This window comes from Xanthobacter sp. YC-JY1, assembly GCF_021730305.1.
GTDB lineage: Bacteria > Pseudomonadota > Alphaproteobacteria > Rhizobiales > Xanthobacteraceae > Xanthobacter > Xanthobacter flavus.
In genome coordinates, this window is the sequence record NZ_CP032674.1 from 4,565,306 (window position 1) to 4,590,377 (window position 25,072).

General features: G+C 70.0%; 22 protein-coding genes. 14 read left to right on the forward strand and 8 right to left on the reverse strand.

Features of this window, described 5'->3' with window-relative positions:
• Window positions 1-51: 51 nt before the first annotated feature.
• The 10 genes from D7006_RS21465 (at window position 52) to nadC (ending at window position 11,518) form a co-directional block, all read left to right on the forward strand.
• The gene (locus tag D7006_RS21465; protein ID WP_237354482.1) at window positions 52-2,655 is read left to right on the forward strand and encodes a ligase-associated DNA damage response DEXH box helicase; all 2,604 of its coding nucleotides are present in this window, start codon (window positions 52-54) and stop codon (window positions 2,653-2,655) included.
• A gap of 642 nt (window positions 2,656-3,297) precedes the next feature.
• Complete coding sequence (locus D7006_RS21470; protein WP_237354483.1) at window positions 3,298-3,729, forward strand: metallopeptidase family protein; 432 nt, start codon at window positions 3,298-3,300, stop codon at window positions 3,727-3,729.
• 76 nt (window positions 3,730-3,805) lie between these two features.
• Window positions 3,806-4,363 carry a cytochrome b gene (locus tag D7006_RS21475; protein WP_229645577.1) on the forward strand — a complete coding sequence of 186 codons (558 nt, stop codon included), beginning with the start codon at window positions 3,806-3,808 and terminating at the stop codon, window positions 4,361-4,363.
• A 189-nt stretch (window positions 4,364-4,552) separates the two neighbouring features.
• Complete coding sequence (gene leuD / locus D7006_RS21480; RefSeq protein ID WP_169121765.1) at window positions 4,553-5,158, forward strand: 3-isopropylmalate dehydratase small subunit; 606 nt, start codon at window positions 4,553-4,555, stop codon at window positions 5,156-5,158.
• 43 nt (window positions 5,159-5,201) lie between these two features.
• A complete protein-coding gene (locus tag D7006_RS21485; RefSeq protein WP_237354484.1) occupies window positions 5,202-5,858 on the forward strand; it encodes a chemotaxis protein CheB in 657 nt (218 codons plus the stop codon).
• On the forward strand, window positions 5,855-6,877 hold the full coding sequence (locus D7006_RS21490; RefSeq protein WP_237354485.1) for a diguanylate cyclase domain-containing protein: 1,023 nt from the start codon (window positions 5,855-5,857) through the stop codon (window positions 6,875-6,877). The genes D7006_RS21485 and D7006_RS21490 overlap by 4 nt, the downstream gene beginning before the upstream one ends.
• Before the next feature lie 115 nt (window positions 6,878-6,992).
• Window positions 6,993-7,922 (forward strand): hypothetical protein, encoded by a 930-nt coding sequence (locus tag D7006_RS21495; RefSeq protein WP_237354486.1) that lies wholly within the window; start codon window positions 6,993-6,995, stop codon window positions 7,920-7,922.
• Window positions 7,923-7,980: 58 nt separating this feature from the next.
• The gene (gene nadA, locus D7006_RS21500; RefSeq protein WP_237354487.1) at window positions 7,981-9,021 is read left to right on the forward strand and encodes a quinolinate synthase NadA; all 1,041 of its coding nucleotides are present in this window, start codon (window positions 7,981-7,983) and stop codon (window positions 9,019-9,021) included.
• Entirely contained in the window at window positions 9,018-10,547 is a 1,530-nt protein-coding gene (locus D7006_RS21505; protein ID WP_237354488.1) for an L-aspartate oxidase, read from the forward strand. Before nadA ends, D7006_RS21505 begins: the two co-directional genes overlap by 4 nt.
• A 116-nt stretch (window positions 10,548-10,663) precedes the next feature.
• On the forward strand, window positions 10,664-11,518 hold the full coding sequence (gene nadC, locus D7006_RS21510) for a carboxylating nicotinate-nucleotide diphosphorylase (protein ID WP_237354489.1): 855 nt from the start codon (window positions 10,664-10,666) through the stop codon (window positions 11,516-11,518).
• Between the two features lie 7 nt (window positions 11,519-11,525).
• Here nadC and D7006_RS21515 read toward each other — a convergent pair whose 3' ends face one another.
• Window positions 11,526-12,314: an AraC family transcriptional regulator gene (locus D7006_RS21515; protein WP_237354490.1), complete on the reverse strand. Its 789-nt coding sequence runs from the start codon at window positions 12,312-12,314 to the stop codon at window positions 11,526-11,528.
• A gap of 72 nt (window positions 12,315-12,386) precedes the next feature.
• On the opposite strand from D7006_RS21515, the gene D7006_RS21520 reads away from it, so the two are divergent.
• A complete protein-coding gene (locus D7006_RS21520) occupies window positions 12,387-13,397 on the forward strand; it encodes an MBL fold metallo-hydrolase (protein ID WP_237354491.1) in 1,011 nt (336 codons plus the stop codon).
• A gap of 64 nt (window positions 13,398-13,461) precedes the next feature.
• Here the strand turns inward: D7006_RS21520 and leuC are convergent, their stop codons facing one another.
• Window positions 13,462-14,886: a 3-isopropylmalate dehydratase large subunit gene (leuC, locus tag D7006_RS21525; protein WP_169121772.1), complete on the reverse strand. Its 1,425-nt coding sequence runs from the start codon at window positions 14,884-14,886 to the stop codon at window positions 13,462-13,464.
• 106 nt (window positions 14,887-14,992) lie between these two features.
• Window positions 14,993-15,157, reverse strand: coding sequence for a hypothetical protein (locus D7006_RS21530; RefSeq protein WP_169121526.1), 165 nt, complete (start codon window positions 15,155-15,157; stop codon window positions 14,993-14,995).
• A 186-nt stretch (window positions 15,158-15,343) separates the two neighbouring features.
• Between D7006_RS21530 and D7006_RS21535 the strand changes: the two genes are divergently transcribed.
• Window positions 15,344-16,060, forward strand: a complete 717-nt coding sequence (locus tag D7006_RS21535) for an MgtC/SapB family protein (RefSeq protein ID WP_169121773.1) — start codon at window positions 15,344-15,346, stop codon at window positions 16,058-16,060.
• Window positions 16,061-16,088: 28 nt separating this feature from the next.
• Here the strand turns inward: D7006_RS21535 and D7006_RS21540 are convergent, their stop codons facing one another.
• Window positions 16,089-17,396 carry an NAD(P)/FAD-dependent oxidoreductase gene (locus tag D7006_RS21540; protein ID WP_371744971.1) on the reverse strand — a complete coding sequence of 436 codons (1,308 nt, stop codon included), beginning with the start codon at window positions 17,394-17,396 and terminating at the stop codon, window positions 16,089-16,091.
• Window positions 17,397-17,671: 275 nt separating this feature from the next.
• Here D7006_RS21540 and D7006_RS21545 point away from each other — a divergent pair, with 275 nt between their 5' ends.
• Together D7006_RS21545 and D7006_RS21550 are read left to right on the forward strand one after the other, a co-directional pair.
• Window positions 17,672-18,253: a hypothetical protein gene (locus D7006_RS21545; RefSeq protein ID WP_169121774.1), complete on the forward strand. Its 582-nt coding sequence runs from the start codon at window positions 17,672-17,674 to the stop codon at window positions 18,251-18,253.
• A gap of 407 nt (window positions 18,254-18,660) precedes the next feature.
• Window positions 18,661-21,537, forward strand: coding sequence for an EAL domain-containing protein (locus D7006_RS21550; RefSeq protein WP_237356971.1), 2,877 nt, complete (start codon window positions 18,661-18,663; stop codon window positions 21,535-21,537).
• A 67-nt stretch (window positions 21,538-21,604) separates the two neighbouring features.
• Here D7006_RS21550 and D7006_RS21555 read toward each other — a convergent pair whose 3' ends face one another.
• The 4 genes from D7006_RS21555 to D7006_RS21570 form a co-directional block, all read right to left on the reverse strand.
• Complete coding sequence (locus tag D7006_RS21555; protein ID WP_371744972.1) at window positions 21,605-22,207, reverse strand: YcgN family cysteine cluster protein; 603 nt, start codon at window positions 22,205-22,207, stop codon at window positions 21,605-21,607.
• 35 nt (window positions 22,208-22,242) lie between these two features.
• On the reverse strand, window positions 22,243-22,851 hold the full coding sequence (locus D7006_RS21560; protein ID WP_237354493.1) for a hypothetical protein: 609 nt from the start codon (window positions 22,849-22,851) through the stop codon (window positions 22,243-22,245).
• Window positions 22,836-23,348: a hypothetical protein gene (locus tag D7006_RS21565; RefSeq protein ID WP_237354494.1), complete on the reverse strand. Its 513-nt coding sequence runs from the start codon at window positions 23,346-23,348 to the stop codon at window positions 22,836-22,838. The genes D7006_RS21560 and D7006_RS21565 overlap by 16 nt, the downstream gene beginning before the upstream one ends.
• Before the next feature lie 273 nt (window positions 23,349-23,621).
• Entirely contained in the window at window positions 23,622-24,944 is a 1,323-nt protein-coding gene (locus D7006_RS21570; protein ID WP_237354495.1) for a diguanylate cyclase, read from the reverse strand.
• Between the last annotated feature and the right edge of the window lie 128 nt (window positions 24,945-25,072).

Consider the following 25,072-nt stretch of genomic DNA (forward strand, 5'->3'; position numbering starts at 1 on the left):
TGCCTCGTGGCCAGAGCGACCAAGACCCAAGCACCCAAGACAGGCGGGACCATGCCCAAGGCGGCATCCGCCCTTCCCGAGCCGTTCGCCGGCTGGTTCCGCGCGCGGGGCTGGGCGCCGCGGGCGCACCAGCTCGACCTCATCTCCGCCGCCGAGAGCGGCCACTCGGTGCTGCTCATCGCTCCCACCGGCGCCGGCAAGACGCTGGCCGGCTTCCTCCCGACCCTGATCGAACTGAGCCGCCCGCAGAAGAAGGTCCGCAAGCCCGCCGCGCCCCCGGTGGCCGAGGCCGGCGAAGCCGCCACCGGCGAGGCGGCCGTGCCCTTCGCCCGCTGGCAGGCGGAGCGGCCGGCCTCGCCCCTGCACACGCTCTATATCTCGCCGCTGAAGGCGCTGGCGGTGGACATCGCCCGCAATCTGGAAGTCCCGGTGGAGGAGATGGGGCTGCCCATCCGCGTCGAGACCCGCACCGGCGACACGCCCGCCTCCCGCCGCCAGCGGCAGCGGCGCGACCCGCCGCACATCCTCCTCACCACGCCGGAGCAGATCTCCCTGCTGCTCGCCTCGAAGGATGCCGAGCATCTCTTCTCCGGCCTGAAGCGCGTGGTGCTGGACGAACTCCACGCCCTCGTCACCTCCAAGCGCGGCGACCTGCTGTCCCTCGCCCTCGCGCGGCTGCGCGCCATCGCCCCCGGCCTGCAATGCGTCGGCCTCTCCGCCACCGTGGCGGAGCCCGACGACCTCAGGCGCTATCTGGTGCCGCAGGATGAGGACGCGGCCGAGCCCGCTTTGGCCGATCTCGTGATCGCCGCGGGCGGGGCGGCACCGGACATCTCCATGCTGGAGAGCCGGGCGCGCATGCCGTGGGCGAGCCACACGGCCCAGCACGCCTTCGCCGAGATCTACGAGCTGATCGGCGCCAACAAGCTGTCCCTCGTCTTCGTGAACACACGCTGGCAGGCCGAATTCCTGTTTCAGGAGCTCTGGCGCATCAACGACCTCAATTATCCCATCGCGCTCCATCACGGCTCCCTCGCCGTGGAGCAGCGGCGGCGGGTGGAGGCGGCCATGGCGGCCGGAAAGCTGAAGGCGGTGGTGGCCACCTCGTCCCTCGACCTCGGCATCGACTGGGGCGATGTGGATCTCGTCATCAATGTGGGCGCGCCCAAGGGCGCCTCCCGCCTCATGCAGCGCATCGGCCGCGCCAATCACCGGCTGGACGAGCCCTCCCGCGCCGTGCTGATCCCGGCCAACCGCTTCGAGGTGCTGGAATGCCGGGCGGCGCTGGAGGCGGTGAAGGCGGGCGCGCAGGACACTCCGCCCGAGCGGCAGGGCGCCTTCGACGTGCTGGCCCAGCACATCCTCGGCATGGCCTGCGCCGCACCCTTCTCCGCCGACGCGCTTTATGGCGAGGTGCGCTCGGCCGCGCCCTACCGTGCCCTCTCGCGCACGGATTTCGATGCGGCGCTCGATTTCGTCGCCACCGGCGGCTATGCGCTGCGCGCCTATGAGCGCTACGCCAAGATCCGCCGCACCAAGGACGGGCTGTGGCGCGTCGCCAATCCCATGATTGCGCAGGCCTACCGGCTGAATGTGGGCACCATCGTGGAAGCCTCCATGCTCAAGGTTCGCCTCGTCTCGGCGCGCGGGGCGGCGAAGACCGGGGTGGCGGGCCGGGTGCGCTTCGGCGGACGGCTGCTGGGCGAGGTGGAGGAATATTTCGTCGAAACTCTGGTGCCCGGCGACACCTTCGTCTTCGCCGGGGAGATCCTGCGCTACGAGGTGCTGGTGGAGGACGAGGTCTATGTCTCCCGCACCACCGCCACCGAGCCGAAGGTGCCGGCCTATGCGGGCGGCAAGTTCCCCTTGTCCACCTTCCTCGCCGCCGGCGTGCGCGCGCTGCTCTCCGCGCCGGAGCGCTGGGCCGCGCTGCCGCCCCAGGTGCGCGACTGGCTGGAACTGCAGAAGGCCAAGTCCCGCCTGCCGGGCCGGGACGATCTTCTGGTGGAGACCTTCGAGCGGTCGGGGCGCTATTACCTCGTCACCTACCCCTTTGAAGGCCGGCTCGCCCACCAGACGCTGGGCATGCTTTTGACCCGCCGGCTGGAGCGCGCGCGGCTGAAGCCGCTGGGCTTCGTCGCCAATGACTACGCCCTCGCCGTCTATGCGGCCGGCGACATGGGGGCGGCCATCAGCGACCGGCGGCTCTCTCTGGACGATTTGTTCGATCAGGACATGCTGGGTGACGACCTGGAGGCGTGGCTTGCCGAAAGCGCGCTGATGAAGCGGACCTTCCGCTATTGCGCGGTCATCGCCGGCCTCATCGAGCGGCGGTTTCCGGGTAAGGAGAAAACCTCCCGGCAAGTCACCGTCTCCACCGACCTGATCTATGACGTGCTGCGCCGGCACGAGCCGGACCATCTGCTGCTGCGCGCCGCGCGGGCGGACGCGGCGACGGGGCTGCTGGACGTGAAGCGTCTCGGGGAGATGCTGGCCCGCATCCGCGGGCATGTGGTGCACCAGCCGCTGCCGCGCGTGTCGCCACTGGCCGTGCCGGTGCTGCTGGAAATCGGGCGGGAAAGCGTGGGCGGCGACGCCAACGAGGCGCTGCTCGCGGAAGCCGAAGAGGAACTGGTGCGGGCGGCGACCGAATGAGGGTCAGCCCCGCCGGGACCGTCAGGTCCGCCTTGCGCGAATCACCCAGCCCCGCCTGCGGGCGTCGGGCCCGCGGCGCTCAAGCACATGGAATTCCCGCGCGGCAAGCCTTTGCGGCTCGCCACGTCCCGTCCCCGCGGCGCATTTCGCACCTGCGAAGACAAATCGGAGCTGTTGCATCCAAGAGACGAGCAACTTTGAACCGGCTCCAATGGCATCACAATCGCGTGATCGACCGGGGCACAAAAGGCCCGCACAATCTTCCGCTGACTCAGAAGACCGAGCCCACGACCGTCGCGACAGACGCCGCGCTCGCCTCGTGCGGGGCGAAAAACGCAGCGATACCAAGGATGGACACCAGAGCACCGGTGACAGCAATCTTGCGCAGCATGGCTTTACTCCCAGATCCCGTAAGATCCCGTTCTGCACCGACAACGACGCAGGTGGATTAAGAGTTCCTTAACCAAGTCACCCTGAACCCTGTTTGATGCTTGCGTTAACGAAGTGTTCAGGAAAGTCACGGGTCCGTGACGCCGGGCGTGCAACAGTCCCCAAAGGGGCCACCCCGGCGACGACTTCAGCGGCGCGTGATGTTGCGGCGCAATATGAAGTAACGCGGATGTAACCGGCAGGAGGGGAAGCATGTCGTTGACCGGTGTACCGCCGAAGAGCCGATGGCGCGATGTGGAGGCCCCGTCGCTGGAAGAACTGGAGCAGCTGGCGGAAGAGGCCTTCGCCGGCCTGCCGGACTCGTTCCGCGCCCTCTGCCAGGGCCTGGTCATCAAGGTGGAGGACTTTCCCACCGACGAGGTGCTGGACGAACTCGGTGCAGAAACCCCGTTCGACCTGCTCGGCCTGTTCCACGGCATCGGCCGCGCGCAGGGCGGGGCGGTGGCCCAGACCGGGCAGATGCCCAACATGGTGTTCCTCTATCGCCGCCCGATCCTCGATTACTGGGCGGAGAACGAGGAAACCTTCGGCGATGTGGTCACCCACGTGCTGGTGCACGAGATCGGCCATCATTTCGGCCTCAGCGACGACGACATGGAGGCCATCGAGGACCGGGCCAATTGACCGCAGGCAAAACACTACCTTGGCACTGGACCCCGGCCTCCAGCTTTCTAGAATGACTCCAAAGAAGGAGGCCTCCATGCCCGTCGATACCAGCCTGACCCGCTATGGGCCCGCTCTGCGCGCCCTGCACTGGCTTACCGCCATCGCCGTGTTCACGGCGTTCGGCGTCACCTATCTGGAAGCCTTCTTCGCGCGGGGCACCCCGGCGCGGGGCATGGTGTGGTGGGTCCACATCTCGGTCGGCCTGCTGCTCATCGCCCTCCTGGCGGTGCGCATCCCCGTGCGCATCTTCGGCCGCAACCCGCCGGCCTCGACGCAGATCAGCCGGCCGGTGGCCATCGCCTCGCACATCGTGCACGGGCTGCTCTACCTCGCGCTCATCGCCACGCTCGCGCTCGGCGTCTATCTCGCCTTCCTGCGCGGCAACGCCGTGTCCTTCTTCTCGCTCTTCACCATCCCCTCGCCCATCGCGGTGAACCGCGATCTGGGCAAGCAGGTGCAGGAGATCCACGAGCTGATGGCCAATGCCGTCATCATCCTCGCCGTGCTGCACGCGGCCGCCGCCGTGCTCCACCACGTCGTGCTCAAGGACGATGTACTGAAGCGCATGCTGCCGGAGCGTCTCGCCCCCTGAACGGGGACGCGCAGGCCCGCCCGGCCAAGGCGCTGTGCAAGGCCAAGCGTGCCTGTTATGGATGGTCTTTGAGGGTGCGCCCCGCGGGGCGCGTCCGGCGCTCCGTATTACACGGGCTGCGCCGCCGGGCTTTCGGCCACCGAAGCCCGGCTGACGAGACCCGACAGACGAGACAAGGCAGAAGGTCCCATGGAGAAGTTCACGGTCCTGGAGGGCGTCGCGGCGCCGATGAAGCTGGTCAATGTCGACACCGACATGATCATCCCCAAGCAGTATCTGAAGACGATCCAGCGCACCGGCCTCGGCAAGGGGCTGTTCTCCGAGATGCGCTATCTCGACGACGGCGCCGAGAACCCCGGCTTCGTGCTGAACCAGCCCGCCTACCGCTCCTCCAAGATCCTCGTCGCCGGCGACAATTTCGGCTGCGGCTCCTCGCGTGAGCACGCGCCGTGGGCGCTGCTCGACTTCGGCATCCGCTGCGTGATCTCCACGTCGTTCGCGGACATCTTCTACAACAACTGCTTCAAGAACGGCATTCTGCCCATCGTCGTCTCCAAGGACGACCTGGACAAGCTGTTCGACGACGCCGAGCGCGGCGCCAACGCCACCCTCACCATCGACCTGCCGGCCCAGGAAATCCGCGGCCCGGACGGTGGCGTGGTCAAGTTCGAGATCGACCCCTTCCGGAAGCGCTGCCTGGTCGAGGGGCTGGACGATATCGGCCTCACCCTTCAGAAGGCGCCGGCCATCGACCAGTACGAAGCCGCCAAGGGCGCCGAGCAGCCCTGGCTGTGACGCCGTGAGCCGGCCGCGGCGCTGACAGGAGGACGGGCGGGCGATGGAACCATCCCCGGTCCGTTCCCCCCCGTGCGCGGGGGCGGAGCCCGCACCGCGCGCCATCGTGATCGGCGCGTCCGCCGGCGGGCCTCCGGCCCTCGGACGCCTGCTGGCCGCGCTCGATGCGGGGCCCGATGTCGGCATCGCCGTGGTCAATCATGTGGGCGCGGACGGGCCGGACATGCTCCACACCATCCTCGGCCGCCTCTCCGGCCGGACCGTCGTTCTGGCGCAGGAGCGATGCCCGCTTTCCGGCGGCCTTGTTCATGTCGCACCCAGCGGGTACCACTTAGAGGTGGGGCGCGACCGACGTTTTTCACTCTCGGTTGACCCACGGGTATGTTATTCGCGTCCCGCAATCGACGTTCTGTTCGCCAGCGCCGCCGAGGCCTACGGTGACGCTCTGGCTGGCGTCGTCCTCACCGGCGCCAGCAGCGACGGAGCCGAGGGGCTGAAGCGCATTCGGGAACTAGGAGGCCGTGCCCTCGTGCAGGAGCCGTCAGAAGCCGAGGTCGATACCATGCCGCTGGCCGCACTTCAGTGCGCCGGCGCGGACCTCTGCGCCCCGCTGGCCGTGCTCGCCGCGGCGCTCACCACGTTCGGCCGCAACCCGCGCGCCGACTTGAGCGGATACCTGCGACCGAGGATGGCCGAATGAGCACGGCCGACCTGCCCAAGATCCTCGTCGTCGACGACGTGCGCGCGAACCTCGTCGGCATGCGCCGCCTGCTCGCGCCGGTGAAGGCCGAGATCTACGAGGCCCATTCCGGCAACGAGGCGCTGGCGCTCTGCCTCGACCACCGCTTCGCGCTCATCCTGCTCGATGTGCAGATGCCGGACATGGACGGGTTCGAGGTGGCCTCCCTCCTCAACAACGACCCAGACACCTGCGACATCCCCATCGTGTTCGTGACCGCCGCCTATCACGACGACATCAACCGGCTGAAGGGCTACACCTTCGGCGCGGTGGACTACATCGCCAAGCCCATCAACGACGCCGTGCTCCTCTCCAAGGTCACGGTCTTTCTCGACCTGCACATCTCCAAGCTGCGCCTGAAGGGCGCGCTGGAGGAGCTGGAGAAGCGCAACCGGCAGCTGGAGATCGAGATCGAGGAGCGCCGCCGGGTCGAGAAGCAGATCCGCCACATGGCGACCCACGACGCCTTGACCGGCCTCGGCAACCGCATCCTGTTCGTGGAGCACCTCACCCGCGCCCGCGCCCAGGCGCAGCGCCACGGGCGGGAATTCGCCCTGCTCTATATCGACATCGACGGCTTCAAGCAGGTCAACGACCGGCACGGCCACGGGGTCGGGGACAAGCTGCTCTGCGCCATCGCCAACCGGCTGCGCGGCAACCTCAGGCAGGAGGATTTCGCCGTCCGCCTGTCGGGCGACGAATTCGCCGTCATCATGGTGGACCTCACCGACGGCGATGCCGCCCACGCCCAGGGCCAGCGCCTGTGCGAGATGCTGCGCGAGCCCTATATCGTCTCCTACAACGACCAGGCCTATACGGTCAGCGTCGGCGCCAGCATCGGCATCGCGCTCTATCCGCGCCATTCCACGGACGAGAACGAACTGATCCGCCTCGCCGACACGGCCATGTACGAGGTGAAGCAGCAGGGCAAGGACGGCGTGCGCCTCGCCACCGCCCGGCCGGCGGTGCAGTCCGCCTGAGGCGCTGCCCCTGAAGGCGCTAACGGCGCGCCTTCGCAGCCCGGCGCGGCCATGATATCCCGAGGACGCGGGCGGATGTCCCGCCCATCGCCCGCCTACCGCCTTCGGGAGCTTCATGCCGAGGTCCGCCAGCCGATCCGTCGTCGTCGACCTCATCGCCGTGCTCGCGGCCGTGACGGGCGGCGAGCCGCGGGTGATGACGGTGGAGCACGGGTCCGCCTTGCCGTCCGGCCCGTTCGAGCTGGCCCACCGCTCGCTCCAGCATGGCCTGCGCGACTGGGTGGAGCAGCGCACCCACCATCCGCTCGGCTATCTCGAGCAGCTCTACACCTTCGCCGACAAGGACCGCGCGGGGGCGGAGAGCGCGGCGCGCACCATCTCCATCTCCTATCTCGGCCTCGCCCGCGAGCAGGCGGCCGCGGCCGGCGCCGCCGAGTGGCACGGCTGGTATGAATACTTCCCGTGGGAAGACCACCGCGACGGCCCGCCCCCCGTCATCGCCGGAACGCTGGCGCCGGCCCTCGCCGCCTGGGCCGAATCTGCCCCCTCGGCGGCGGAGCGCAGCCACCGCCGCCAGCGCGCCGCCATCAGCTTCGGGCTCGACGGCGCGACCTGGAACGAGGAGCTGACCCTCCAGCGCTACGAACTGCTCTACGAGGCCGGCATCGTCGCCGAGCGCCTGCGCCGCGAGGGGCGGGAGGAGGCCGCGGGCGCCGGCCGGGCGATGATCGCCGATCACCGGCGCATCCTCGCCACCGCCATCGCGCGCCTCAGGGCCAAGATCAAATACCGCCCGGTGGTGTTCGAGCTGATGCCGCCCACCTTCACCTTGCTCCAGCTGCAGCGCTGCGTGGAGGCGATCGCCGGGCGGACGCTGCACAAGCAGAATTTTCGCCGGCTGATGGAGCAGCAGGAACTGGTGGAGGAAGCCGGCGGCGCCACCACCGAAACCCTTGGCCGGCCTGCAAAACTCTTCCGCTTCCGCCATGCGGTGGTGGAGGAACGGGCCTTCGCTGGGACCAAATTGCCCCTCGCACGCTCTTGACAAGACTTATGCTCAGGATAAGCATATGCCCACCATATGCTCAAACTGAGTATAGACGATGGTCGTATCCGCCCTCTCTGCCGTCCCCGCCGCGCGCCCCGCGCCTCAAGCCACGCCCGAGGCGCTGGCCGAGGCTTTCGCCCGCACCGCGCCCCTCTATGAGAAGATCCGACGGGTGGTGCCGCCCGCCGACTGGGCCTTCCTGGCCGAGGACGCGGAGGCCATCCTCCGGCTGAAGCGCGAGCGCAACGCCGTCATCCTCGCGCACAATTACCAGACGCCGGAAATCTTCCACTGCGTCGCCGACATCGTGGGCGACAGCCTGGCGCTGGCCCGCGAGGCCATGCGGGTGGATGCGGACGTGATCGTGCTCGCCGGCGTCTACTTCATGGCCGAGACGGCCAAGCTGCTGAACCCGGGCAAGACCGTGCTCATCCCGGATCAGGACGCCGGCTGCTCGCTGGCCGATTCCATCACCGCCGCCGACGTGCGCCTCATGCGGGCCGCCCATCCCGGCGTGCCGGTAATCGCCTATGTGAACACCTCCGCCGCCGTGAAGGCCGAGGTGGACGTGTGCTGCACCTCGGGCAATGCGGCGCGGGTGGTGAAGTCCTTCGGCGTGCCGAAGGTGATCATGCTGCCGGACCAGTATCTGGCGAAGAATGTCGCCGCCGAGACCGGCATCGACATCATCTCCTGGGCCGGCCAGTGCGAGGTGCACGAGCTGTTCACCGCCGCCGACGTGCGCGAGCTGCGCGCCGCCAATCCCGGCGTCACCGTGCTGGTCCACCCCGAATGCCCGCCGGAGGTGGTGGCGGAAGCCGATTTCGCCGGCTCCACCGCCGCCATGAGCGACTATGTGAGCGAGAAGCGCCCGCCCCGCGTGGTGCTGCTCACCGAATGCTCCATGGCCGACAATGTGGCGGTCCACTATCCCGACATCGACTTCGTGCGCCCCTGCAATCTCTGCCCGCACATGAAGAAGATCACGCTCCGCAACATCCGCGCGGCGCTGGAGAACAACCTCCACGAAGTCACCATCGACCCCGAGATCGCCGCCCGCGCCCGGGGCTCGGTCGAGCGGATGCTGGCGCTGTGACCCGGGACTCTCTCGAGGTCCGGCCCGTCATCGTCGGCGCCGGCATCGCCGGGCTGGCGGCCGCCCTCTTCCTCGCCCCCGAGCCAGTGGTGCTCGTGACCCGCGCGCCGTTGGGCGCGGACGGTTCCAGCCCGCTGGCGCAGGGCGGCATCGCCGCCAGCGTCGGGCTGGACGACGATGACGCCCTCCACCTCGCGGACACGCTGGCAGCCGGCGACGGTCTCTGCGATGCCGAGGCCGCCCGCCGCATCCTCTCCGCCGGACCGGAGGCCATCGCGGCGCTTGAACGCCTTGGCGTGCGCTTCGATCGCGACGCGGCCGGCGGCCTGCTGCTCGGCCTCGAAGCCGCCCACAGCCGGCGCCGCATCGTCCATGCGGATGGCGACGGCACCGGGCGGGAACTGGTGCGCGCTTTGTCGGAAGCCGCCCGCGCCTGCCCGTCCATCACGCTTGTCGAAGGCGAGGCGCGGCGCATCCTGATGCGCGAGGGCGAAGTCTGCGGCCTGCTTGTGGTCACGGCCGAAGGCGCACGGGTGCTGGCCACACGCCGCCTCGTCCTGGCGACGGGCGGCGTCGGCGCGCTCTACGAACACACCACCAATCCCGTCGCCTCCTGGGGCGTGGGGATCGCGCTCGCCGCCGAGGCCGGGGCGGAGCTGGCGGACCTCGAATTCGTGCAGTTCCACCCCACCGCATTGGCCACGCCCGCACGCCCGCTCCCGCTCATCAGCGAGGCGGTGCGCGGCGAAGGCGCGCTCATCGTGGACGGCAGCGGCCGGCGCATTCTCGAACATGTGCCGGGCCAGGAACTGGCGCCGCGCGACGTGGTCGCCCGCGCCGTCTGGCGCGAGCTTATGGCCGGACGCGAAGTCTTCCTCGACGCCCGCGCCAGCCTCGGCGCGCGCTTCGCCACCCGGTTCCCGCAGGTGGCGGCGGGCTGCCGCGCCGCCGGCATCGATCCGGCCACCGATCTCGTCCCCATCCGCCCCGCCGCGCACTACCACATGGGCGGCATCGCGGTGGACGCGGCAGGCCGCAGCACCGTCCCCGGCCTCTGGGCGGCGGGCGAATGCGCCGCCACCGGCCTGCACGGCGCCAATCGCCTGGCCTCCAACTCGCTGCTGGAAGCGGTGGTGTGCGGGCGGGAGGTGGCCCAGAGCATTGCCGGGCAGGCGGCGGGCCGCGCCATCCTTCCCGCCCCGTCCGCTTTGCCCCCGGCGGCGGATGCGGCTCCGGCCCGCGCCATCGTCTCGCGACTGGTTGGCGTCACCCGCGACGCGGAGGGGCTGACGGCGGCGCTCCAGCGCCTGCTGCCGCTGGCCGAAGGCGCCACCCCGGCCGCCGCCCCCGCCCGCGTCGGCCTGATGATGGCGGCCTCGGCCCTCGCCCGCACTGAGAGCCGCGGCGCCCATGCGCGCACCGACTTTCCCGACACCGCGTCGGTCGCCCGGCGCTCGCGCATCACACTCGCCGCGGCGTTCGCCGCCGCCCGGCGCGTGCGCGTGCCGGACCTCGCTTTTGCCTAAAGCATTTTCGAGCGAAGTGTGTACCGGTTCGCGTGAAGAAAATGCGTCAACTCAATAACGTGGATCATTTCCCCGTTCCGCGAAACGGGGAAATGATCCCATCGAACGGAGCCGCCATGGCCGCCCTCGACCCGCTCCCCGAACTGATGGTGGAGCCCATCGTCCGCGCCGCGCTGCTGGAAGATCTCGGCCGCGCCGGGGACATCACCACCGATGCGGTGGTGCCGGCCGGACACGTCAGCCGCCTCGTGCTCGCCGCCCGCCAGGACGGCGTGGTGGCCGGCCTCGACTGCGCCCGCCTCGCCTTCCGCCTGCTGAACCCGGACGTGCGCTTCACGCCCGTGGTGGCGGACGGCGCGCGCGTCGCCCCCGGCACCGTGCTGGCCGAGGTGGAGGGACCGTCGCGTGCGCTCCTCACCGGCGAGCGCACCGGCCTCAACCTCGCCTGCCGCCTCTCCGGCATCGCCACGGCCACCGCCTCGCTGGCGGATGCCGTGGCGGGCCACAAGGCGCAGATCGTCTGCACCCGCAAGACCACGCCCGGCCTGCGCGCGCTGGAGAAATACGCCGTGCGCGCCGGCGGCGGCGCCAACCACCGCTTCGGCCTCGATGATGCGGTGCTGGTGAAGGACAACCATGTCGCCATCGCCGGCTCGGTGGCCGAGGCGGTTAGGCGCGTGCGCGCCCGCGCCGGTCACATGGTGAAGGTGGAGGTGGAAGTGGACACCCTCGCCCAGCTCGAGGAGTTGCTGACGCTCGGCGCCGACGCGGTGCTGCTCGACAACATGACCCCCGCCACCCTCGCCGAGGCCGTGCGCATGGTCGGCGGGCGGATGCTCACCGAGGCCTCGGGCCGGGTGAACCGCGAGACGGCCCCGGCCATCGCGGCATCGGGCGTGGACCTCATCTCCGTGGGCTGGCTGACCCACAGCGCCCCCATCCTCGACATCGGCCTCGACTGGGTGGGCTGACGCCGGATCACAGGCGCACGCCGCGCAGGCTCTGGGAGGGTGCCGCGCCGAAGGTGCGGCGGAAGTCGTGGGTGAAATGCGCCTGGTCGGCAAAGCCGGCCGCATGGGCGGCGGCGGTGAAGCTGCTGCCGTCGGCGATCTCGGCGATGGCCCGCCGCATCCGGCCCCAGGCGCGGTAGCGGCGGAACGGTACGCCCATCTCGGCGGTGAACAGGTGCTGAAGCCGCGAGGCAGAGAGGCCCACCTTACGGGCGAGGGCGGCAAGCTCCGGCACGCGCTCCGCATCGGTCATCGCCGCCGCCACCCGCTGGATGCGGGGATCGAGCGCGGCGCGGGCGCGCCGGCGGGAGACATCCACCATGTCGGCCAGGGCCTCGCCGGCCCAGCCGGCCGCGTCCGGCGCCTCCCATAATTCGCGCAGCAGCGGCAGCCCGCCCCCGCCGCCGAAGAGGACGCCCTGTTCTTCGCGCGCATGGGCCACCAGTGGCGCCAGCGCATGGGCGCCGTCGATGCTCGGCTCCAGATAGAAGACGGCGATGGGCTCGCCGCCCACGTCCAGCTCATGCAGCACCCCGGCCGGCACGAGCGCCGTGCGGCTCGCCTGCCAGCTGCCGCCCTGGACCCTGAGCCCGAACGGCCCGTAGAGCCCGGCCAGGAACACCGGGGCGCCGTGCTGGTGCGGGGCATTGTAGATGAGCGGCCCGGCGAAGAAGGTCCGGCCCGCATCCAGGAACCAGAGCGGCCCGAGGCCCTGCCCCGTCGCAGCACGTTCGTACAAGCGGGCCCGCGTGCCCATGCCTAGGCTCCTCCCGCCGGCACTTCATCACATCGCCACGGGCTGCACAAAGCGGCCCGCAGGGGGACCGCCATGCAGACAGATCCGGCTACGCCAATCCGGCCCGGCGCGCCCAGCCGCCGCGCCCTCCTTGCCGCCGCCATCGCCGCGCCGGCCCTCCTGCGCACGGGCCGCGCCAGCGCAACGGCGCCCGAGCGCGGCGCCCTCCCCGTCACACCCTTCCGCTTCCGTCTGGGCGCGTTCGAGGTGACGACCGTGCTCGACGCCGCCGCCATGATCGACGGCCCGTGGCCCATCGTCGGCGAGGACCGGCCGGCCGGAGAGGTGGCGGCGCTGATGCAGGCCAGCCTGCTGCCGGAAAAGCGCTTCCGGCCCGGCTTCACCCCCACGCTGGTGAATACCGGCGCGCAGCTCGTGCTGTTCGATGCCGGCAACGGCGCGAACGGCTTCATCCCGAGGCCGAACGGGGGATGGCTCACCCAGCAGATCGCCGCCGCCGGCTATGCGCCCGAGCAGGTGGACGTGGTGGTGCTTTCCCACGCCCATGTGGACCATATCGGCGGGCTGGTGGAGGCGGGCAAGGAGGTGTTTCCCAAGGCCCGCTATGTCATCGGCGAGGCGGAATATTCCTTCTGGGCCGCGCCCGAACGGGGCGCGGCGGCCCCCGACAGCCTCGAACACGCAACCGCGCAGGTGTTCGCCCGCAACCTCGCCCCCTTCGCCGATCGCGTCACCCGGGTGCGGTCGGGCGCCGAGATCGTCCCCGGCATCCATGCGGTGGAAGCCTTCGGGCACACGCCCGGGCATCTGGCGTTCCATCTGGAGAGCGCGGGCAAGCGGCTGCTGGTCTGGGGCGACTGCGCCCACCACGAAGTGGCGTCGCTGGCGCATCCCGAGTGGCATGCCCTGTTCGACATGGACAAGACGCAGGGCGCCACCACCCGCAAGCGCATCTACGACATGGCCGCCACCGACCGCATCCCGGTGGTGGGCTATCACACGTCCTTCCCGTCTGTGGGCTATGTGGAGCGGGCGGGCACAGCCTATCGCTGGCTCCCCCTCACCTACCAATTGGCGGAGTGAGCCCCGGATACGAAAACGGCCGGGCGATGAGGCCCGGCCGTCCATACTCAGTAAGGGAAAGCGCTCACGCTTTCGGCCAGTTCCGCACGTCCACGAAGTGGCCGGCGATGGCCGCCGCCGCCGCCATGGCGGGGGAGACGAGGTGGGTGCGGCCCTTGAAGCCCTGACGGCCCTCGAAATTGCGGTTCGAGGTGGAGGCGCAGCGCTCCTCGGGGGCGAGGCGGTCCGCATTCATGGCGAGGCACATGGAGCAGCCCGGCTCGCGCCACTCGAAGCCCGCCTCGATGAAGATCTTGTCCAGACCCTCGGCCTCGGCCTGCTCCTTCACGAGGCCGGAGCCCGGCACAACCATGGCGGACACGTTCGGGTTCACCTTGTGCCCGCGGGCGATGGCCGCCGCCTGCCGCAGGTCTTCGATGCGCCCGTTGGTGCAGGAGCCGATGAAGGCGCGGTCGATGGTGATGTCGGTGATCTTGGTGCCGGCCGAGAGGCCCATATAGCCCAGCGCCCGGATCTTGGCGGCGCGCTTGCCCTCGTCCTCGATGAGCGCCGGATCCGGCACGAAGCCTTCCACCGAGACCACGTCCTCGGGGCTGGTGCCCCAGGAGACGATGGGCGGCAGGTTGGCGCCGTCGAGATGGATCTCGGCGTCGAAATGCGCGCCCTCGTCCGAGCGCAGGGTCTGCCAGAAGCGCAGCGCGGCATCCCAGTCGGCGCCCTTGGGGGACTTCGGCCGGCCCTTGAGATACTCGAACGCCTTCTCGTCGGGGGCCACCATGCCCGCGCGGGCGCCGCCCTCGATGGACATGTTGCAGACGGTCATCCGCCCTTCCATGGAGAGGGAGGTGATGCCTTCGCCGGCATATTCGATGACGTAGCCGGTGCCGCCCGCCGTGCCGATGGTGCCGATGATGGCGAGCACCACGTCCTTCGCGCCGACGCCTTCGGGCAGGGGCCCGGAGACGGTGACGCGCATGTTCTTCGCCTTCTTCTGGATCAGCGTCTGGGTGGCGAGCACATGCTCCACCTCGGACGTGCCGATGCCGTGGGCGAGGGCGCCGAACGCGCCGTGGGTCGACGTGTGGCTGTCGCCGCAAACGATGGTGGTGCCGGGCAAGGTGAAGCCCTGCTCGGGGCCGACCACGTGCACCACGCCCTGACGCTTGTCGAAGCCGTCATAATATTCGACGCCGAATTCCTTGGTGTTCTCGGCGAGCGCGGCGATCTGCGCGACGCTCTCCGGGTCCGGGTTCGGCAAAGTGCGGTCGGTGGTGGGGACGTTGTGGTCCACAACGGCGAGGGTCTTCTGCGGCGCGCGCACCTTGCGGCCGGTCATGCGCAGGCCCTCGAACGCCTGGGGGCTGGTCACTTCGTGCACCAGGTGGCGGTCGATATAGAGCAGGCAGGTGCCGTCATCCTGCCGGGAGACGACGTGGTCGTCGAAGATCTTGTCGTAGAGCGTCTTGGGGCCGTTGACCGGGGCGTTCATCGCGTCGTGTCCTGAGGAAAGGCCGGCGCGCGTCGGTGCGGCCGGGCCGGTAACGATGGGGGGCGGTATCCGTGGCGCCGCTTATGGGCGCGTCACCATGCGGGCGTCAAAGCACCGAGGAGGCCGCTGTTGTGAAGCGGCCGAAGAAGCGGCCCGGCAGGCGCACATGGTCGGGCACCGCCGCGAACTCCATCGTCGTGCGCGCGAACGGCCCGGCGCCGCAATGGGCGGCCCGGTCGAGGCTGAAGCGATGGTCACACGTGCGTCGCATGGGGCGGGTTTTTAGCAGTTCCACGCTGGCGCGACAATCCGGCGCGCAGGGATGTGAAGTGATGGCCCGGGACGAGGTTTTTGGTGCCGGGCGACCATGGCTTCGCCATCATATTGGGCAAGGCCGTCTCCGGCGCGCAGCGGTGCACGGCCGGCCGGGAGGCCCGCCGCAGGTAAGGAGTTTCGGGTGCAGTTCGTCTCCAATTTCCACGGGGCACAGTTCCTCGATACCGTGGTCAGCCTCGCCGCCGCTTTCCTGTTCGGCACCCTGATCGGGGCCGAGCGGCAGTATCGCCAGCGCACCGCCGGGCTGCGCACCAACGTGCTCGTGGCCGTCGGCTCCGCCGCCTTCGTCGATCTCGCCTCCAGCCTCGGCGGACCCACCGACGCCATGCGCGTCGCCGCCAACGTGGTGACGGGCGTCGGCTTCCTCGGCGCCGGCGTCATCATGAAGGAAGGCATGAACGTGCGCGGCCTCAACACCGCGGCGACGCTCTGGTGCTCGGCCGCCGTGGGCGCCTGCGCCGGTACCGACCGCATCGCCGAGGCGGGGCTCATCACCTTCATCATCATCGCCGGCAACACGGTGCTGCGCCCGGTCGCCCGCGCCATCGACCGCGCGCCCCTCGACGCCCGCCGCTCGGAAGTCAGCTACGAGGTACGCCTCACGGTGGATTCCGCCGCCGCCGCCGATCTGCGCGACGTGCTCATCGACACGCTGGAAGCTGAGAAATATCTCGTGCGCGACGTGGACGAGGAGCTCGGCACCGATGGCGCCGTAGTGCTGGTGGCGAAGCTCGTCACCACCTCGGTGGTCCCCGCCGAGCTCGACGCCATCACCGACCGCCTCGCGAAGCGGCCCCATACCCGCCACGCCACATGGGAAAGCGTAACGGAGGAATAGCCGCCTCCGGCGCGGCAGGCCAGAAAGGTCAGGCCGGCCGCCGCTCCCCCACCAGATGGGCGGCGGCGGAGCCGGCCGCATAGAAGGCCGCCTTCGCCGCCCGCCAGGGCGGGATCGTCACGTCGCGCTCCGGCAGCGGCACCTCTTCAGCCCGGATGCGCGCCAGCACCAGATCGGCCAGCAGCCGGCCGAACACCGTGCCCGGCCCGATGCCCCGGCCGTTATAGCCGCTGATGGAGACGACATTCCGTGCAAGGCGCCGGAAGCGCGGCAGGGCGTCGTCCGTCATGCCGATGGTGCCGAACCAGCCGGCCTCGAACGGCGCCGGCGGCAGCTCCGGGAACAGCCGCGCCAACGCCCGCCGGGCATAGGCGGCATGCACCCCGGCCTCGACCCCCGCGAGCGCGCCGATGCTGCCGAACACCAGCCGCCCGGCCGCGTCATAGCGCAGGGAGGTGAGCACCTGCTGCGTGTCCCAGATGCCCTGCCGGCCGGGCAGGATGCGCCCGCGCAGGGCCTCGGGCACCGGCGGGGTGGCGAAGTTGAAATAGGGCAGCGGCACCTGCTCGCGCGCCAACCGCTCCCACGGCCCGAAGCTGTAGGCATCGCCCGCGACGATGATCCAGTCCGCCGCAAGCCGGCCCCCATCGGTGCGCAGCACCCAGCCGCCGGCCCCCGCCTCCGCCGCCCGCACCGGACTTCCCGTATGGATCACCGCCCCGGCGCCCATCGCCGCGCGGGCGAGGCCGCGGGCATAAGCGAGGGGCTGGATGGTGCCGGCCCGGTCGTCCTTGAGCGCGCCGCGATAGCTGCCGCCACCGATCATCGTGCGGGCCTTCTCCGCATCGAGCAGATGCACCGGCGCGCCGCGCGCCTGCCACTGGGCGGCGCGGGCCTCGATCTCGGCGCGCCCCGCGCGGCCCACGGCGCAATGCAGTGTCCCGTTGGGCGTCGCCTCGCAGGCGATGGCATGGCGGGCGACGAGGGCGAACACCTCCGCCGGCGCCCCGCCGAGGAGCGAAAGCAGCCCCTCGCCGCGTTCGGCGCCGAGGGTAGCGACGATGTCGTCGGGCATCACCCAGAGCCCGGCATTGACGAGGCCCACATTGCGCCCTGCCCCGCCCGAGCCGATGCCGGCGGCCTCCAGCACCGTCACCCGCGCGCCCGCCTCGGCCAGACGGAGCGCGGCGGCAAGGCCGGTATAGCCGGCGCCCACCACCGCCACGTCGGCACGCGGGGCGCCCGCGAGCGGCGCGGTTTCGGGGGGCGGCGGGGCGGTCATCGCCCACAGGCCGTGGCTTTTCGGATCGGTGCCGGGGGCGGGAGGCATCTGCATGGCCTCTTTCTACAATATCGCCCGGCCGCGGGCATGACCTTGCGTCCGCAGACCTGCAACGAAGAATTAACCATCCCGGCCTCAGGATGGTTGAGGGCTCCCTCAGATTGAATGGAACCCCACCGCCAGTGCGTACCTCCCTCCCGCAAGGAGAACAAGGCGCCGGCTTAGTTGCCATGCAACCGGCACGGCGCATGCTCTTTGGACGCACTTTTGTGTTTCCGGGACTCCTTTGATATGAGGAGCGCCCAGTAGTGGTTATTCGGAGCTGCGTGATGGCTAATCCGCGCGTCTATGTTTACCAGTTCGCCTCCGGCTCCCAGTGGGCGGCCGGCGACAGCGTGGAGGCGTATCTGCGCCGTCTTCTGGATGTGGACTTCACCCAGTCGCTCCGCGCCGACCGCCTCGCGGCGGTGACCGCCTTCCTCGACGAAGCCTTCCAGCTGGCCCACACCATCGGCTGGACCGGCACCGCGCGGGACATCCCGCAGATGTTCTCCCTGCCCGGCATGCCGGCCGAAGAGGCCGTCTACATGATCGCCTGGGAGCAGGAAGACGGCGTGGCCTTCATCGCCTCGCCCTATCCGCTGCCGTGGCTCGATGCCAAGGCCAGCCGCACCACCGATTCCGACCGCGCCGTTCCGGTGGAGGCGGCTCCCGTCGCGCCCGTCGCCCGCCCGGCCCCGGTGCAGGCCCAGCCGCAGCCGCTCGAAGTGGTCTCGGCCCAGGCCGAGGAAGCGGTGGAAGCCGCCCTCGACCCGTTCTCCGAATATGTGCGCCGCGAGGAGGCCGCCCGCCTCTCGCGCGAGCCCGCGCCCCTCGCCGAGGATCGCGACGCCGCCCGCCGCTTCTTCTGAGCGAACAGATCACCCGATCCGCGATGCGCGCCCCCCCAAGGGCGCGCATCGTCGTTCCGGGGCCCCTCTTTCCAGTCTGGAACGATGCCAGAGAGCGCGTGCGCCTTGCTCCGGCCGCAACGCTTGGATAGATGATTCATGGTGTGGACCGCGGCGCAGCCTCTTCGACACAAGCCGGCGCGGTTGACCTTGCGTGATGTTCCGTGGTGCGTGGTGGCGTTTTCCCATCCTGATGGCCCCAAGGTGAAACCAGCGTCCGTCGCCGTGCCGCGCCTGATCCAAGCGCGCCGCATTCCGCTTCGGGCATGTTCCAAGGCTGATCGGTCCGGTTCGATGCCGGATGCGGAGACCTGAATTTGCGGTCGTTTCTCACCGGCGTCCTCGCTCTGCCCGTGGCGCTCCTCCTCATGCTCTGTGCGCTCACCGGCAGCGCGCAGGCGATGGAGGCGATTGCGCTCCGGCTCGATGCCAAGGTGGTGGACCTGCTCCCCGCCGTGGAGCGCCAGACCACCGAGGATGGCCGCTACCAGATTTCCACCGCCCCGGATGCCGAGGGCGTCGTGCGCCGCATCGAGGTGCCCACCTCCGACGGGCGCAGCCATGGCGAGTGGATCGCCTTCGCCCTCACCAACAACACCGACGAGCAGGTGGACCGCCTCATCGTCGCGCCGCACTACCGGATGTCCGGCTCCGGCCTGTTCTGGCCCGACCTCGGCAACCGCCGCATCCTCTCCCTGACGCCCAGCCAGGGCTTCAAGCCGGAACGCCAGTCGGCGCCCGATGCGGACGTCTTCCTCATCACCCTTGATCCCGGCTCCACCGTCACCTTCGTGGTGGAGCTCGGCTCGCCCAATTTGCCCCAGCTGCAGCTGTGGGAGCCCGATGCCTACAAGGACCGGGTGAACGCCTTCACCCTCTACCACGGCATCGTCATCGGCATTGCCGGCCTGCTGGCGCTGTTCCTCACCATCCTGTTCGTGGTGAAGGGCTCGGTGATGTTCCCGGCCGCCGCGGCGCTGGCCTGGGCGGTGCTCGGCTATATCGGCCTCGACTTCGCCTTCTGGTCGAAGGTGTTCGGCCTCTCGCCCATCGCCGAGCAGTTCTGGCGGGCGGCGGGCGAGGCGATCCTCACCGCGACCTTGCTGGTCTTCCTGTTCGCCTATCTCAATCTCAACCGCTGGCATGTGCGCTACGTCCACGTCGCCGCCGGCTGGCTGGTCTTCCTCGCCGCCCTCGTGGTGGTGGCGCTGCTCGATGCGCCGGTGGCGGCGGGCATCGCCCGCCTCTCGCTGCTCGCCGTGGCGGTGGCCGGCTTCGGCGTGGTGATCTGGCTGTCGCAGCACGGCTTCGACCGCGCGGTGCTCATCATCCCCACCTGGTCGCTGCTGGTGGTGTGGGTGCTGATGGCGGGCCTAACGGTGGCCGGCTTCGTCACCAACGACCTCGCCGCCCCGGCGCTCTCGGGTGGCCTCGTGCTCATCGTCATGCTCATCGGCTTCACGGTGATGCAGCACGCCTTCGCCGGCATCGGCGGCATCCAGGGCTCCACCTCCGAGCTGGAGCGCCGCGCCCTCGCACTGGCCGGCTCCGGCCTCATCGTGTGGGACTGGGATGTGGACACCGACCGCATCTACACCTCCCCCGAGGCCGAGGAGGCGCTGGGCCTGAAGCGCCATTCGCTGGAGACCGAGGCCGCCGGCTGGCTGGAGGTGCTGCACCCCGCCGACCGCGACCGCTTCCGCGCGACGCTCGACGGCATCATCGACCAGCGCCGCGGCCGCATCGACCAGGACTTTCGGCTGCGCGCCATCGACGGCCACTATCTCACCTTCAACCTCAAGGCCCGCCCGGTGGTGGGCGCGGACGGCGAGGTGGTGCGCTGCATCGGCACCCTCACCGACGTGACCGGCGAGCGCATCGCCGCCGAGCGCCTGCTGCACGACGCGGTGCGCGACAACCTCACTGGCCTGCCCAACCGCGAACTCTTCCTCGACCGCCTGCACCAGGCCCTCGTCACCGCCCGCCTCGACGACAAGGTGAAGCCAACGGTGATGGTGATCGACCTCGACCGCTTCAAGCTCCTCAACGTGCAGGTGGGCATGGCGGTGGCGGATTCCATCCTCCTCACCGTCGCCCGCCGCATGACGCGGCTTCTGAAGCCGCAGGACACGCTGGCCCGCATCTCCGGCGACCAGTTCGGCATCATCCTGATGTCCGAGCGCGATGCCGAGCGCATCACCACCTTCGCCGACACGCTCCGCCGCTCGCTGCGCGCGCCCATCGCCTTCGCCGACCGGGAAGTGTTCGTCACCGCCTCCATCGGCCTCGTTTTGTCCGGGCCGGACCAGGTGAAGCGCGACGAGGTGCTGAAAGACGCAGAGCTGGCGATGTATTACGCCAAGCGCATCGGCGGCGACCGCATCGAGGTGTTCCGCCCGGCCATGCGCCAGCAGAAGATCGACCGCGTGGTGCTGGAGCAGGAGCTGCGCGAGGCGCTGGAGAAGGAGCAGATCTCGGTCCGCTACCAGCCCATCGTGCGCCTCGGCGACCGGGCCATCGGCGGCTTCGAGGCCTATATGCGCTGGAACCACCCGCGCCTCGGCGAACTCGCCGCTTCCGAATTCATCCTGCTCGCCGAGGAAACCGGGCTCATCCTCGATCTCGGCCTGTTCGTGCTCGACCGCGCGGCGCGCCAGCTCGGCCAGTGGCAGCGCCTGCTGCGCGTGGACCCGCCTTTGTTCATGCACGTCAACGTCTCGTCCCGCCAGCTGCTGCGGCACGATCTGATCCAGGACCTGAAATCGGTGCTCGCCCGCAACACGGTGGCGCCCGGCTCGCTGAAGCTGGAAGTCACCGAGAGCCTGGTGATGGAAAACCCGGAATATGCCGCCGTGGTGCTCGGCCGCATGCGCGAGCTTGGCGCGGGCCTGTGCCTCGACGATTTCGGCACCGGCTATTCCTCCCTCGCCTATCTCCAGCGCTTCCCCTTCGACAGCGTGAAGATCGACCCGCGCTTCGTGCGCTCGGTGGCCAAGGGCCCGTCCCGCGCCGCCCGGCCGGTGATCGTCGGCGCCATGATCGACCTTGCCCACGACCTCGGCATGGACGTGATGGCCGAGGGGCTGGAGAAGGAAACGGAAGCCGCCGAGATGACCCGCTTCGGCTGCGAATACGGCCAGGGCGTCGTGTTCGGCGAGCCGCTGACCGCCGAGGAATGCCGCCACCTCATCGAGCCGGCGCCGGCGGAGACCCGCAAGAAGAAGACCAGCACGGCGGCGGAATAGGCGCCGTCAGGCGCCCGTCCGGATACCCCCGCTTCTTACGCGCCCGTGTCTTACGCGCCCGACTCTCTTAAGCGCCCGGCTTGGGCCGCGTGCGGGCGCGCTTGGCAGGCGCCTGCGTCCCCGTCTGCGTGCCCTTGGCGCCGCGCGGCCAGCGGGTCGGCCAGTTGACGATGTGGTCCACCAGCTCGAACAGCCCGAACTCCGTCTCGAGCCCCGCCACGCGGCCGTGCACCGAGATGCCGGCGCTCACCACCGTGTCCCGCGTGCCCGACACCAGCGGGTGCCAGAACGGCAGGTCCTTGCCTTCCCGCACCAGCCGGTAGGCGCAGGTGGGCGGCAGCCAGCCGATGCTCTCCACCGCCTCGGGGGTTAGACGCACGCAATCGGCCACGATCTCCGAGCGGTTGGGATAGTCGCTGCAGCGGCAAGAGCCGGCGTCGAACAGGCGGCAGGCGACGTCGGTATAGGCGATGGCGCCTGAATCCTCGTCCTCCAGCTTGACGAGGCAGCAGCGGCCGCAGCCGTCGCACAGGCTTTCCCATTCCGCGCCGGTCATAGCGGCGAGGGTCTTGGTCCGCCAGAACAGCCCGGCGGGCGGAGCAAGCTCGGTCGGTACGGCAGGCTCATGCGCTGCGGCTGGCGCAGGCCGGGATCTGGCGGGGGGCGACATGCCGCCCCTTTAGCACACGGCCGGCGCGAAGTCGCTCACTCGCCGCCGTAGCTCAGCTGCATCTGGTAGACGACGGGCTTTGCCGCCCGCATGTCCTTGTTGTCGGAACGGAACTCCCGGTCGCCGTCCACGTCGCCCTCATAGGTGCCGGGAGGCTCGAACCTCAGCAGCAGGCGACAGCCGCCGGTGGTGCGGGCGAAGCGGCCGCCGTCCCAGTCCAGCACCGAGCCGCCATAGTCCCAGCCGAAGCCGGAGAGGGTGAAGGGCTTGCCGTTCGCCGCCTCCACCTCGGCGAGGGTCGCGCCGATGCCGATGCCCTCGGGCGTGCGCCACGGGCCGGGATCGTAGACCAGCACATCGCCCGGCCGCCGCCGCTTCTTCTCGTCGAGCCAGATGATCTCTACCCGACGCGAGCGATCCTGTGGAAACAGCACGGTGGCCTTCACCATCTCCCCCTCGGCGGCGGGCACAGCGCGGAAGACCACGTTGGCGCGGCCGAACTGACGGATCAGCGCCGCCTCGTCGGTGTCGGCGGCGAACGGCCCGGTGCAGGCGAAGGGCGGCAGCGGGTCCGGGCCGGCAGCGGCCGGGAGCGGAGTGAGCGCGATGGCGAGTGGCAGAGCGGCGATCAGCCGGCGGAGCATGTGGCGCGTCCCTTCAGCGTGCGGGTCTTTTCCTTGCCGTCCGCATCCACCGTGGCGAGGGTCAGGACGTAGCGGCCGGCGAAGCTCTCGGCCTCCTTGCCCCGGCCCTTGGTCTCGATCACCAGTTCGGCCGAGCCGGCCTTGGGATCGGGCAAATCGCGATAGAGGTGAAGCCGCACCTCGTTGTCCTTGAACCAATGGTGCACCAGCGCCTCGCCATCCAGCTCCAGCTTGCCGAATTGGGACCCGCCTTTGCCGGCCGGCTTCACCTCCAGCTCGGCGCGGAAATTGTTGAAGCTGCCGCCCATGCCATGGGAGAAGGCCGTCTGCGCGGTGAAGGACACCGCGGCATCCTCGATGCTGCAATCGAGCGTCCCCGTGGCCCGGGCCGCAGGCGCCCCCGCCACCAGCGCGAGCGCGGCGAGCCCGACGACAGCCGCGACAGCCCCGCCCCGCCGATGCGGCGCGGGAGATGGTCCCCTCGAAGATCCGATCATGGTGAGCCCCCGGCGAGTGCCGCCGGGGCAGATTAGGACACGCGCCGGCCCGCCTGCAACGTGAGCGGAGCCGGACTGTCCTCGGTCTCAGCGCTTGCCGGCGGTGTAGTGATCGGCCCAGGCAAGGACGACAGCGAAGCCGCCGAAGGCAGCGACGACGACGGTGAGCCAGATGGCGGTCTGTGCAGGCATGGTTTCCCCCCAAAATGCTTATGGAGGAAAGCTAAGGCAGGGCGCGGCGCCGGGACTTTGATCAAGATCAAGCCAGGCCGCTCAGCGCACCCGCCGCTCGCTCTGCCGGGGGAAGGATGGCGCCTCCGGCGCATCGGGCGCGTCATCCTGCGCGTCGGTGTCCGGCGACGCATCCGCGTCGGGCGACTCGTGATCCTCCGGACCCCGCTCGCCCACCGGCGCGTCGGTGGCGAGGCCGCCGCGACCCTCGCGCTTCGCGATCTCGACGAGGCCGTCCGCGCGGCTCATCAGGCTGTCGAGGCTCTCGCCCTCGTGCCGCTCGGCCACGCCGAAGCTGGCGGTGACGGTGGCGTGCGGCGGCAGCACGGAGAGGCGGGCGAACTCCAGCTCCGCGCGCAGCCGCTCGGCGACGCGGGAGGCGCCGACGCGGTTGGTGCGCGCCAGCAGCACGACGAATTCCTCGCCGCCCAGGCGCGCCGCCGCATCGCGAGGCGAGGTCTCGTGAAGGATCAGCCCGCCGACGACGGCGAGTATCCGGTCGCCGGCGCTGTGGCCGAAATCGTCATTGATCTCCTTGAAGCGGTCCATGTCGAACGCGATGAGCGTCACCGGCCGCGCGCCGGGATCGGCAAGAATGTCATGGGCCCGCTCCATGAAGTCGCGGCGGGTGCCGAGGCCGGTCAGGGCATCGGAGCGCCCCTCCCGGCGGATCTCGTCGATGGCGTCCGCCGCGATGGAGCCGAGCAAGGCGAGGGCGAGCAGCAGGCCGCTGATGAGCAGGGAGAAGTTCAGCACCTGCCAGAACGGCGTCGCGCGGAACAAGGCGGCGATGTCCGAGGGGTCCGCCCCGTTCTCCCGCATCCGGTCGATCTCGAAGAGGTCGCCGGACATCTGCACGGTGAGGCCGGTGCGGATGAAGAAGTGCAGGCCGAACAGCAGGAAGGCCCAGAACAGCAGCCGGTCGATGGGCCGCCGCCGCTCGATGGCGAGGATCTGCAGCGCCGCCACGACGAACATGATGCCGTAGCCGATATTCTGCACGTAGATGCGGGCGACGAGATCGCGGTCAATATAGAAGAAATAGAACACCAGCGCGACGATGGCGCAGGCGATGACCAGCAGCAGCCCGCCCGACCCGGCGCGGCCGAACCGCACCAGCACGCCCTCCACCAGCGTGAGAACGGCGAAGGTGTAGACGATGGCCGACACCACCGCGTTCGGTCCCGCCTCGCGGGGGATGCCGGTGATCTGGATCAGAGCCGCGAGCGTGTAGGCGCAGAAGGCGGACGCGAAATAGAGCCCGCAGCGGCGTTCGCGATCGTGCAGCCAGACCAGCAGGAACACGAGGGCGATCAGCAGCGAGACGATGGGTCCGGCAAAGATGTAAAGGCGTCCGTCCGACATGCTCCGTCCACAGCCGCCCGCGACCGGGCGCGTGATCTGGAGGCGGCACAGCCGCCCGCCACCCTAGGTCGCATCGGCCGCCCTGCGCCTACTTGGATAAGTCCCTTGCGGGAAAGTCAAGCCTGAGC

Coding starts and splice junctions, on each gene's coding strand:
- D7006_RS21465 (WP_237354482.1), top strand. CDS start 52: ATGCCCAAGGCGGCATCCGCCCTTCCCGAGCCGTTCGCCGGCTGGTTC.
- D7006_RS21470 (WP_237354483.1), top strand. CDS start 3,298: ATGTCGTTGACCGGTGTACCGCCGAAGAGCCGATGGCGCGATGTGGAG.
- D7006_RS21475 (WP_229645577.1), top strand. CDS start 3,806: ATGCCCGTCGATACCAGCCTGACCCGCTATGGGCCCGCTCTGCGCGCC.
- leuD (WP_169121765.1), top strand. CDS start 4,553: ATGGAGAAGTTCACGGTCCTGGAGGGCGTCGCGGCGCCGATGAAGCTG.
- D7006_RS21485 (WP_237354484.1), top strand. CDS start 5,202: ATGGAACCATCCCCGGTCCGTTCCCCCCCGTGCGCGGGGGCGGAGCCC.
- D7006_RS21490 (WP_237354485.1), top strand. CDS start 5,855: ATGAGCACGGCCGACCTGCCCAAGATCCTCGTCGTCGACGACGTGCGC.
- D7006_RS21495 (WP_237354486.1), top strand. CDS start 6,993: ATGCCGAGGTCCGCCAGCCGATCCGTCGTCGTCGACCTCATCGCCGTG.
- nadA (WP_237354487.1), top strand. CDS start 7,981: ATGGTCGTATCCGCCCTCTCTGCCGTCCCCGCCGCGCGCCCCGCGCCT.
- nadC (WP_237354489.1), top strand. CDS start 10,664: ATGGCCGCCCTCGACCCGCTCCCCGAACTGATGGTGGAGCCCATCGTC.
- D7006_RS21515 (WP_237354490.1), bottom strand. CDS start 12,314: ATGGGCACGCGGGCCCGCTTGTACGAACGTGCTGCGACGGGGCAGGGC.
- D7006_RS21520 (WP_237354491.1), top strand. CDS start 12,387: ATGCAGACAGATCCGGCTACGCCAATCCGGCCCGGCGCGCCCAGCCGC.
- leuC (WP_169121772.1), bottom strand. CDS start 14,886: ATGAACGCCCCGGTCAACGGCCCCAAGACGCTCTACGACAAGATCTTC.
- D7006_RS21530 (WP_169121526.1), bottom strand. CDS start 15,157: ATGCGACGCACGTGTGACCATCGCTTCAGCCTCGACCGGGCCGCCCAT.
- D7006_RS21540 (WP_371744971.1), bottom strand. CDS start 17,396: ATGCAGATGCCTCCCGCCCCCGGCACCGATCCGAAAAGCCACGGCCTG.
- D7006_RS21545 (WP_169121774.1), top strand. CDS start 17,672: ATGGCTAATCCGCGCGTCTATGTTTACCAGTTCGCCTCCGGCTCCCAG.
- D7006_RS21550 (WP_237356971.1), top strand. CDS start 18,661: ATGCTCTGTGCGCTCACCGGCAGCGCGCAGGCGATGGAGGCGATTGCG.
- D7006_RS21555 (WP_371744972.1), bottom strand. CDS start 22,207: ATGTCGCCCCCCGCCAGATCCCGGCCTGCGCCAGCCGCAGCGCATGAG.
- D7006_RS21560 (WP_237354493.1), bottom strand. CDS start 22,851: ATGCTCCGCCGGCTGATCGCCGCTCTGCCACTCGCCATCGCGCTCACT.
- D7006_RS21565 (WP_237354494.1), bottom strand. CDS start 23,348: ATGATCGGATCTTCGAGGGGACCATCTCCCGCGCCGCATCGGCGGGGC.
- D7006_RS21570 (WP_237354495.1), bottom strand. CDS start 24,944: ATGTCGGACGGACGCCTTTACATCTTTGCCGGACCCATCGTCTCGCTG.